Genomic DNA, 8455 nt, shown 5'->3' with positions numbered 1-8455 from the left:
TGCTGCCCTCGGCCGAGGGGCGGGGCCCGCTGCGCCAGGGGCACGAGGCGGGCGAGCCCCGGCACGCGCTGGCCCGTCGGCTGCGCGCATGGGGCAGCGCGCTCAACGACCGCGCGGTGAAGCGCGCGAACCAGGAGCGGCCGGGGCCGCGGACGAGTTCGTGAGGCGCGCCGCCGCGCCGGTCACCCCGTCAGGGCAGCAAGGTCTCCACCAGCGTCTCCTGGAGGCCGCCGAGCCACAGGTACGCCATGACCATCGGCTTGCGCGGGTCGCTGTCCGGGAGTTCGTAGAGGAGCTCCGTGTCGCCCTCCGCCTTGATGTCCAGGCGGGTGGAGAGGGCGAGGCGGAGGTCGTTGAGGGTGCGCAGCCAGGTCTGGGCGGCGAGGCCCGCGAGCTGGAGGCGGGCGTTGCCGCGGGCGTCGGTGCGCAGGGAGTCGAGGGTGCGGACGACGGCGAGGGCGTCCTCACGCTTGCGGGCGCGCAGGTCGTTCTCGGTGTAGCGGCGGAACTCGGCCGAGGCGGCGTGGAGTTCGGGCCCCTCGTCCTCGCCGGGGCGGGTGTAGGCGTCGGGGAAGAGGCGGCGCAGCACCGGGTCGGAGGGCGGCTTGCTGGGGCCCTCGGCGAAGAGTCCGGCGAGCGGGTCGTCGTCGTCACCGCCGGGGCCCGGGCCGACGAGTTCGAGGAGCTGCACGGCGAGGGAGCGGATGATGCTGGTCTCGACCGTGTCGAGGGTGACCTCGGCGGCGCCGTCCGGGGTGCGTTCGAAGAGGCCGGGCATCAGTCGCGGTCCTGCTGGAGCGTGGCCCACAGTCCGTAGCCGTGCATCGCCTGCACGTCGCGCTCCATCTCCTCGCGGCTGCCGCTGGAGACGACGGCGCGTCCCTTGTTGTGCACGTCGAGCATCAGCTTGGTGGCCTTGTCCTTGGAGTAGCCGAAGTACGACTGGAAGACGTACGTCACGTAGCTCATCAGGTTGACGGGGTCGTTGTGGACGAGCGTGATCCACGGAAGATCCGGCTCCGTCACCGCGAAGGACTCGGCCTCGGCGTCGGGCCGCTCCACCTCCATCGGGGCGGGGGACGCCAGTCGGGCCGCCGGACGGGCGGCACCGCGCCCGGATGCGGGGGCGGCGGGCGAAGGGGCTGGGGAGACGGACGACACACTCACGGGGGCCATGCTGCCACTGTCCGGGGCCCGTCGCACGAACGGCCCCTTCGGCGCCGCGCGGTCACGCCCCGTATCGGCGTGACCCAGCCCACGCCCAGAAATCGTCAGAGTGACGCTAACTGGGGTAGCATCCCCGTATGAACACAGCGGACCTTGGCCTGCCGGTGGACGTCCCGTCGACAGCGCTCTTCACGGATCACTACGAGCTGACGATGCTCCAGGCCGCGCGGGCCAACGGCACGGCCGAGCGGCCCTGCGTCTTCGAGGTCTTCACGCGCCGGCTGCCCGAGGGGCGCAGGTACGGGGTCGTGGCGGGCACCGGGCGCGTGCTCGACGCCGTCGCGAACTTCCGTTTCGACGCGCACCAGATCGAGTACCTGCGCGCCCACCAGGTGGTCGACGAGGACACGCTCGCCTGGCTCGCCGGCTACCGCTTCTCCGGCGACATCTGGGGCTACCCCGAGGGCGAGGTGTACTTCCCGGGCTCCCCCGTGCTGCGCGTCGAGGGCACGTTCGCGGAGTGCGTGCTCCTGGAGACGGTGATCCTCTCGATCCTCAACCACGACTCGGCGATCGCCGCGGCGGCCTCGCGGATGTCCTCGGCCGCCGGGGACCGCCCGCTCATCGAGATGGGCGCCCGCCGCACCCACGAGCTGGCCGCCGTCGCCGCCTCGCGCGCCGCGTGGATCGGCGGTTTCTCCACGACGTCCGACCTCGCCGCCGGGTACCGGTACGGCATCCCGACGACCGGCACGAGCGCGCACGCCTTCACCCTCGTCCACGACGACGAGCGCGCGGCCTTCGAGGCGCAGGTGGCCTCGATGGGCCCGGACACGACGCTGCTCGTCGACACGTACGACGTGGAGAACGCGGTCCGCACGGCGGTCGAGGTCGCGGGGCCCGGGCTGGGCGCCGTACGGATCGACAGCGGCGACCTGCTGCTCGTCGCCCACCGCGTGCGCGACCAGCTCGACGCGCTCGGCGCGCGGGACACGCGCATCGTCGTCACCTCGGACCTGGACGAGTACGCGATCGCCTCGCTCGCCGCCGCGCCCGTGGACGCCTACGGGGTCGGCACGCAGCTCGTCGTGGGCAGCGGCCACCCCACGTGCTCGATGGTCTACAAGCTCGTCGCCCGCGCCCGTTCCACGGAGGCCGACGCGCCCCTGGAGCCGGTCGCGAAGCGCTCGGTGGGGGGCAAGGCATCCGTCGCGGGCCGCAAGTGGGCGGCGCGGCGCAGGGACGCGGCGGGGACCGCCGAGGCCGAGGTCGTCGGGACCGGCGAGGTCCCCGCGGAGCTGCGCGAGAGCCTGCTGCTTGTGCCGCTCGTGACGAAGGGCGAGGTCGTGGGCCGCGAGCCCATGAGCGCGGCCCGCGACCGCCACAAGGCGGCCCTGGAGGGCCTGCCCCTCTCGGCGAAGCAGCTGTCGCGGGGCGAACCGGTGATCCCGACGGAGTACCACCTGGACACGACGGGCTGACAATGGAAGCCCCTCCGGGGGTACCTCCCGGCCGGAGGCCGGGGGAGCTTGAGGAGTGGGGTGTGGGGCAGAGTCCCACCACGGCCCTCCGCAAGAACGCCGAACCGTCCCCGCACGCGTCACCCGCAGAAAGCGAAGGATTCCGCCATGGCAACCGCCTTGATCGTCGTCGACGTCCAGAACGACTTCTGCGAAGGCGGCAGCCTCGCGGTCACCGGCGGAGCGGACGTCGCCGCCGCCGTCACCGAGCTGATCACCCAGGGCAGCGGTTTCGACCACGTCGTCGCGACCCGGGACGCGCACATCAACCCCGGCAACCACTTCTCGCGCAATCCCGACTTCGTCCGCTCCTGGCCGCCGCACTGCGTGCAGGGCACCGAGGGCATCGGCTTCCACCCCAACCTCGCGCCCGCCGTCGCGTCGGGCGCGATCGAGGCGGTCTTCGACAAGGGCGCCTACGAGGCCGCGTACAGCGGTTTCGAGGGCGCGGACGAGAACGGGGCGCCGCTCGCGGACTGGCTGCGGGCGCACGGCGTGGACACCGTGGACGTGGTCGGCCTCGCGACGGACCACTGCGTGCGCGCCACGGCGCTCGACGCGGCGAAGGAGGGCTTCCGCACCCGGGTCCTGCTCGACCTGACGGCGGGGGTCGCGCGCGGGACGACGGACCGGGCGCTGACCGAGCTGCGCGAGGCGGGGGTCGAGCTGAGCGGGAAGCCGGTGGTGGCCTGAGAGGCGGCGGCAGGTTACGGGGGAGACGGCCGGGCCGCCCCAGCCCTGCGCCCTGCGCCCTGCGCCCTGCGCCCTGCGCGAGCATGACAAGCGAGTACGGGTGTCAGGCCGCCCGTTCCCGCAGTTCCGCCCCCAGGGCGCTCTGCGGGCGCAGGAGGGCCGCTATGGGGTGCCACAGCTCGTAGGGGTCGTCCGGGGCCGCGCGCCACAGCAGGCCCTCGGGGTGGTGCAGGACGGCGGTGATCTCGTCGGGCGTGGGGGGCGCGACGTTGCCGCGCAGGTAGACGGCGCGCAGGCCGAGGTTGCGCAGCCGCGTCAGGGCGCGCGAACGGTTCTTCGCGCGGACGAGCACGCGGACGCTGGCGTCGGCGGTACGGGCCGTTCCGGCTCCCGTACGGCCCGCGCCCGTGCACCCCGCGCCCGCGGGTCTGGGCAGGGTCAGGGCGACGATCACATCGCCGCCCGGCAACACGCAGTAACCACTTCCGGTCATCGTTGTCACACCCCCGTAAGACGTCGTGTCAATAAGGACCGCATGGAGGCATCTAAACGCGATCGGCCGCCGCCCGCTAGAGGGCGACGGCCGATCATGCTCTGACCTGCGGTGATTACTTCTTCAGTGTGGCGCGGTCCACGTGCACGGTGATCGTCGAGCCGCTGAGCGGCTGGCTCAGGATCGAGATCGTCGTGTTGGTGTCAGTAACCTTCACGCTCCCGGTGGGGTTCGCCGGGTCGTAGTAGGTGTTGCGGTGGTCGTCGAAGACCGGCACGCCGAGCTTCGCCTTGACCTTGGTGGCGACCCCGTCCTTGTGGAGGGTGAAGCCCGCCGAGGGGTACCACGAGAAGGCGGCGTCGTAGGGCTGGATGCGGTTGCGCATCAGCGTGCCGTCCGCCCACTTCTCGGCCTTCGGGTGGGAGTCCACCGGGAGGATGAGGCCCTCGCCCGGGTGGGCGGTGGTGTTGTTGTCCGCCTGCGAGGTGTCCCACTTCCAGATCACGAGACCCGGGTTGTAGGAGAAGTGCTCGACCCAGTCGGGACGGGTGCTCGGCCAGCCGAAGTTGTACGGGCCGGTCTTGAGCGTCGTGTCGTACGAGACGTACTGGCGGTTCTCGGCGATGTAGTACTGCGCGTAGTCCTTGGTGAAGGACTCGCCGACGCGGCTGAAGCCCTTGGCGGTCCAGCCGTTGTCACCGTTCTCGACGTCGTCGCTCAGCAGCTCCGAGCCGTCCGCGACGATCTTGATGTCGTCGGCGGTGAAGCCCTTCTTCGCCAGGCCGCCGTCCGTGAGGTAGCGGAAGCGGATGTCGATCTTCTTGCCCGCGTAGGCGTCGAGCGGGTACGAGAGGTCCTGGTACGCGTCGGACGGGCCGGTGAGCGCGGGCTTGTCGCTGCCGTCGCGCGGGAGGGCCTTGCCGTTCGCGGTGCCGTCCAGCGGCTCCCAGTTCGCGCCGCCGTCGGTGCTGGCCTCGGCGTACAGGAAGTCGTACTCGGCCTCGATGTCCCACCACGCCTTGAGGTCCAGGGAGGCGGAGGACTTGCCGGTGAGGTCGACCGAGCGGGTCAGCGTGTTGTTCAGGTTGTCGCCGCTGCCGGACCACCACTGGTTCGCGCCGCTCGCGGGCTTGACGATGGTCGTGGTCACCTCCTTGTCGGGGAGGTTGACGACGAGACCCTGCTTGTCCTTCGTGTTGTACTCGGCGACGCCCAGCTTGGTCGTCGAGCTCTTCGAGGCGTTCGCGGTGCCGTAGTTGAGCCAGCCGAGCTGGAGCTTGTCCCAGGCGTTCATGTCGCCGGGCAGGTCACCGATCGCGTTCTTGCCGCGGCCGAGCCAGGAACCGGACGACATGAGCGACCAGTACGCCACGGAGTTGTCGCCCGTGTTCGTCGTGTCGTAGAGGTCGGGCAGGCCCAGGTCGTGGCCGTACTCGTGCGCGAAGACGCCGAGGCCGCCGTTCTCGGGCTGCATCGTGTAGTCGCCGACCCAGATGCCGGTGTCACCGATCTGCGTGCCGCCGGCCTTGTTCTCGGCCGGGCCCGTGCGCCCCTGGTCGGTGCCGTACGCGTACCAGCGGTGCGCCCAGAGCGCGTCCTCGCCCTGGACGCCGCCGCCCGCGGACTCGTCCTCACCGGCGTGGACGATCTGGAAGTGGTCGATGTAGCCGTCCGGCTCGTTGAAGTCGCCGTCGCCGTCGTAGTCGTAGCGGTCCCACTGGTCGAACTGCGCCAGGTCCGCCTTGATGTCGGCCGCGGACTTGCCGGCCGCCTTCTCGTCGGAGACCCACTGGGTGACACCGTCGCGCACGAGGTCCCAGGCGGTGGAGCAGGTGGAGGCGCCGCACTTGTTGCTGCCGTAACGGGCCTCGTTGGACTTGACCTTGACCCAGTCCGTGACCTCGCCCTCGACCGAGTAGCGGCCCGAGGACTGCTTCTCGTAGTACTTCTTCATCGACTGGACGTTGTCGTCCTTGGAGTCGGAGAAGTACAGGTCCTGGTAGTGCTTCTGGTTGAAGTCCGGCTGCCAGTCCGTCGAGTTGTTGTTCTTCGGGTCGGGCTCGGCGATCTGGTTGTGCAGCGGGCCCGGCTGGCCGCCGTAGGCCGGGTCGACGTCGTCGCCGAACTCCACGAGGATCGTGAAGATCTTGTCCGTCTTCTCGCGGCCCAGCTCGACGTACTTGCCCTTGTCGAGCTTGAGGACCTTCGAGCCGTCGCGCTCGGTGGTCTTCTTCCTGCCCGTCAGAAGCTGGTTGAGCGCCTCCTGGCGCTGCGCGTCCTGCTTCTCGCTGAAGGGGCCCTCAAGATTGTGCTCGGCGCCCTTCTTGCCGAGAGCCGGGTCACGGCGCTCGATCTTCTGGCCGTCCTTGCTGCCCACCTGGCCGTCGGCGGCCTGTGCGACCCCGAACGACGCGGCGGTGGCGCCGATCAGGCCGGTCGCCACGGTGACGGCGGCCGCTCTGAGGGCTCTCCGTTGTCTGCTCACCTGTGCGCTGTCCTCCCCGGAAGCGGGTCCCGGTGCCGGTTGACGGAACGTCACTCGTTCCCGTGAACGCCGGAACACACGTGCGGATACACGTGGTTCGCTATTCGACCGGAGAGGCGGAAGAAAAACCAGATCTTGACGTGGAGGCGGCACGTGCGTTACTGCTCGCACACGTTCCGCACAGAAAGGACATGGCGGGGCAGCGCAGCCGCCGCCGGCCGGCTTGCGCGGAAGTGTGAATCCATGCGCCCCCCGTGCCCCGACGCCTGCGTGCTTATGGCGGGACCCCCGGGGAATGGACGCCGTGAGAGCCCCCGTACGGGGGGCTCGTGCCCTCGTATCCCGTCACAGGACGGTCCCTCATGTCACGTCCGCGCCTCGCCCAACTCGCCAGCGGTTCCGCGACCGTGCTCCTCACGGTGCTGCTCGTCCTGCTCCTGTCCGGGACCACGTCGACCGTCTGGATCGCGCTCACGTGCGTGGCCGCGCTCGCCCTCGGAGTCGCGGTCGCCTACGCCCTGCGCCCACAGAACCCGCGGAACCCGCAGACCCCACAGGCCCCGCGGACCCCGCACGTGCCACCCGCCGCGCGGCCGTTCTCCGGCGCCCCCGCCGGCAGGCCCACCGCCTCCTCGTACCACCGCTGAGCGGCCCGCTCAGACCACGACCACCACGGTCTTCGCCGCCTTGTCGTGCAGGCCCTGCTTGTAGGGGCGGTCGATGAACGACCAGCCGCCGCAGATCGCGGTCCACACGCAGGCGCAGCAGAAGGCGAAGGGCAGCCACAGCACGGCGGCCCGCACGAGGAGCGTGCGTGTGTCCGGGGTCAGCCCGTTGTCGAGCCGGGCCACGCGCAGGTTCATGAGGCGCTTGCCGAACGTCTGCCCGCGCCGCTGGCTCAGGAGCACGTCGTAGCCGATGTAGAGGATCGCCGCGACGAAGGACTGGCCGAGCGAGCGGCCCGCGTCGGCGTGGTCGAAGTCGGTCTCCGAGACGCGGAAGAGCAGCGTCAGCAGGTAGACGACGATGCCGACGAGAACCATGTCGATGACCCGGGCGAGGACGCGTTTGCCGCTCGGCGCGAGCGGTGCCATGCCCGCGAGCGGGTCCCCGGGCGGCGGCCCGTCGGGGCCGCCGGGGTAGGGGCCGTAGGGGTTCTGGCCCTGACCGCCGTAGGGACCCTGACCGCCGTACGGGCCCTGGCCGCCGTAGGGGTTGTTCGGGTCGCCGCCGTACGGGTTGCCGGAGTCGTTCCCGTACGGGTTGCCGGGGCCGTTGCCGTACGGGGTGTTCGCCTCGTTCCCGGGCGGGGTCGCGCCGCCCGGCGGGGGCGGGTTCGCGCCGCCGTACGGGGGTGGCGTATTGCCCGTGGGGCGGTCGTACGGGGGGTGCGCGGCGCCGGGCGGGTCGTACGGGGAGCCCGCGCGGCCCGGGTCCGCGGCGGGCCGTTCGTCGTCGGGCGGGTCGTAGGGGGAGCCGCCGCCCCGGCCTGCGGGGGGCTGCCGCTTGCGGAAGGGGTCCTCGCCGGGGCGGTCCTCGTCGTCGGGCGGAGGCGGTGCGCTCGTCATGGCCCGAGTCGAGCGCGGGAGACGGGGCCCTGCCACGGGACGTGGGCCGGTCGGACCTCAGCGAGCCACGAAAGTATGAGCCGCCTTGTCGTGCCAGCACTGCCGCCACGGCCGGTCGAAACACGCCCACAGCACGCCCACGGCTCCGATCCCGAGCAGCCCGGGGACCGCGTAGACGAGCCAACGGCGCAGCGCGGCGGCGAAGCCGGGCGGCTCGTGCTCCTCGATGTCGCGCACCCGCAGGCCGAGCAGCTTCTTGCCGAGCGTACGGCCGAACCGGGCGGTCGGCAGCGCCTCGTAGAGGAGACCGAGGACGAGGAGGACGCCGACGGCGGCGAGCAGACAACTCACGGTCGTCGTGTCGACGAGCCAGACCTCGACCGTCTCGCCGCTCAGCTTCGCCGCGTCGACCTTCGCCTGTACGTGGTCGGCGGCGCGGCTCGCGAGCGGGACCACCGCCGCCCCCGTGAGCGCGCCGAGCAGCAGGCTGTCCACGATCCGCGCGAGCAGCCGCCGCCCGAGCCCGGCG

Annotated in this window: 9 protein-coding genes; 3 read left to right on the top strand and 6 right to left on the bottom strand. The window is 71.6% G+C overall.

The features are described from left to right. Window positions 1-190: 190 nt before the first annotated feature. Together G3I42_RS20265 and clpS are read right to left on the bottom strand one after the other, a co-directional pair. The gene (locus G3I42_RS20265; protein WP_164287908.1) at window positions 191-778 is read right to left on the bottom strand and encodes a DUF2017 domain-containing protein; all 588 of its coding nucleotides are present in this window, start codon (window positions 776-778) and stop codon (window positions 191-193) included. Continuing rightward, on the bottom strand, window positions 778-1068 hold the full coding sequence (clpS, locus tag G3I42_RS20260; RefSeq protein ID WP_031001208.1) for an ATP-dependent Clp protease adapter ClpS: 291 nt from the start codon (window positions 1066-1068) through the stop codon (window positions 778-780). The genes G3I42_RS20265 and clpS overlap by 1 nt, the downstream gene beginning before the upstream one ends. Before the next feature lie 236 nt (window positions 1069-1304). On the opposite strand from clpS, the gene G3I42_RS20255 reads away from it, so the two are divergent. Both G3I42_RS20255 and G3I42_RS20250 read left to right on the top strand, forming a co-directional pair. Continuing rightward, entirely contained in the window at window positions 1305-2648 is a 1344-nt protein-coding gene (locus G3I42_RS20255; RefSeq protein ID WP_164287906.1) for a nicotinate phosphoribosyltransferase, read from the top strand. A 147-nt stretch (window positions 2649-2795) separates the two neighbouring features. After that, complete coding sequence (locus G3I42_RS20250) at window positions 2796-3380, top strand: nicotinamidase (protein WP_164287904.1); 585 nt, start codon at window positions 2796-2798, stop codon at window positions 3378-3380. A gap of 103 nt (window positions 3381-3483) precedes the next feature. On the opposite strand, the gene G3I42_RS20245 is transcribed toward G3I42_RS20250, so the two are convergent. After that, window positions 3484-3873 carry a hypothetical protein gene (locus G3I42_RS20245; RefSeq protein WP_203607063.1) on the bottom strand — a complete coding sequence of 130 codons (390 nt, stop codon included), beginning with the start codon at window positions 3871-3873 and terminating at the stop codon, window positions 3484-3486. A gap of 115 nt (window positions 3874-3988) precedes the next feature. Next, window positions 3989-6358, bottom strand: a complete 2370-nt coding sequence (locus G3I42_RS20240) for an immune inhibitor A domain-containing protein (RefSeq protein ID WP_164287902.1) — start codon at window positions 6356-6358, stop codon at window positions 3989-3991. 362 nt (window positions 6359-6720) lie between these two features. On the opposite strand from G3I42_RS20240, the gene G3I42_RS20235 reads away from it, so the two are divergent. Beyond that, entirely contained in the window at window positions 6721-7005 is a 285-nt protein-coding gene (locus G3I42_RS20235) for a hypothetical protein (protein WP_164287900.1), read from the top strand. Window positions 7006-7014: 9 nt separating this feature from the next. Here G3I42_RS20235 and G3I42_RS37040 read toward each other — a convergent pair whose 3' ends face one another. Together G3I42_RS37040 and G3I42_RS20225 are read right to left on the bottom strand one after the other, a co-directional pair. Further along, window positions 7015-7926: an RDD family protein gene (locus G3I42_RS37040; protein ID WP_203607062.1), complete on the bottom strand. Its 912-nt coding sequence runs from the start codon at window positions 7924-7926 to the stop codon at window positions 7015-7017. Window positions 7927-7983: 57 nt separating this feature from the next. Continuing rightward, the coding region (locus G3I42_RS20225) for an RDD family protein (protein ID WP_164287898.1) at window positions 7984-8455 on the bottom strand (472 nt) is incomplete at its 5' end.

The sequence above is a fragment of the Streptomyces sp. SID11385 genome (assembly GCF_010548245.1).
Lineage (GTDB): Bacteria > Actinomycetota > Actinomycetes > Streptomycetales > Streptomycetaceae > Streptomyces.
The sequence above is the reverse complement of the archived record's forward strand: the minus strand, read 5'-3'. Positions and strand labels throughout refer to the sequence as shown.

Excerpts from the sequence above, each read along its gene's own strand:
- G3I42_RS20265 (WP_164287908.1), bottom strand. The coding sequence starts at position 778 with ATGCCCGGCCTCTTCGAACGCACCCCGGACGGCGCCGCCGAGGTCACC.
- clpS (WP_031001208.1), bottom strand. The coding sequence starts at position 1,068 with ATGGAGGTGGAGCGGCCCGACGCCGAGGCCGAGTCCTTCGCGGTGACG.
- G3I42_RS20255 (WP_164287906.1), top strand. The coding sequence starts at position 1,305 with ATGAACACAGCGGACCTTGGCCTGCCGGTGGACGTCCCGTCGACAGCG.
- G3I42_RS20250 (WP_164287904.1), top strand. The coding sequence starts at position 2,796 with ATGGCAACCGCCTTGATCGTCGTCGACGTCCAGAACGACTTCTGCGAA.
- G3I42_RS20245 (WP_203607063.1), bottom strand. The coding sequence starts at position 3,873 with ATGACCGGAAGTGGTTACTGCGTGTTGCCGGGCGGCGATGTGATCGTC.
- G3I42_RS20235 (WP_164287900.1), top strand. The coding sequence starts at position 6,721 with ATGTCACGTCCGCGCCTCGCCCAACTCGCCAGCGGTTCCGCGACCGTG.
- G3I42_RS37040 (WP_203607062.1), bottom strand. The coding sequence starts at position 7,926 with ATGACGAGCGCACCGCCTCCGCCCGACGACGAGGACCGCCCCGGCGAG.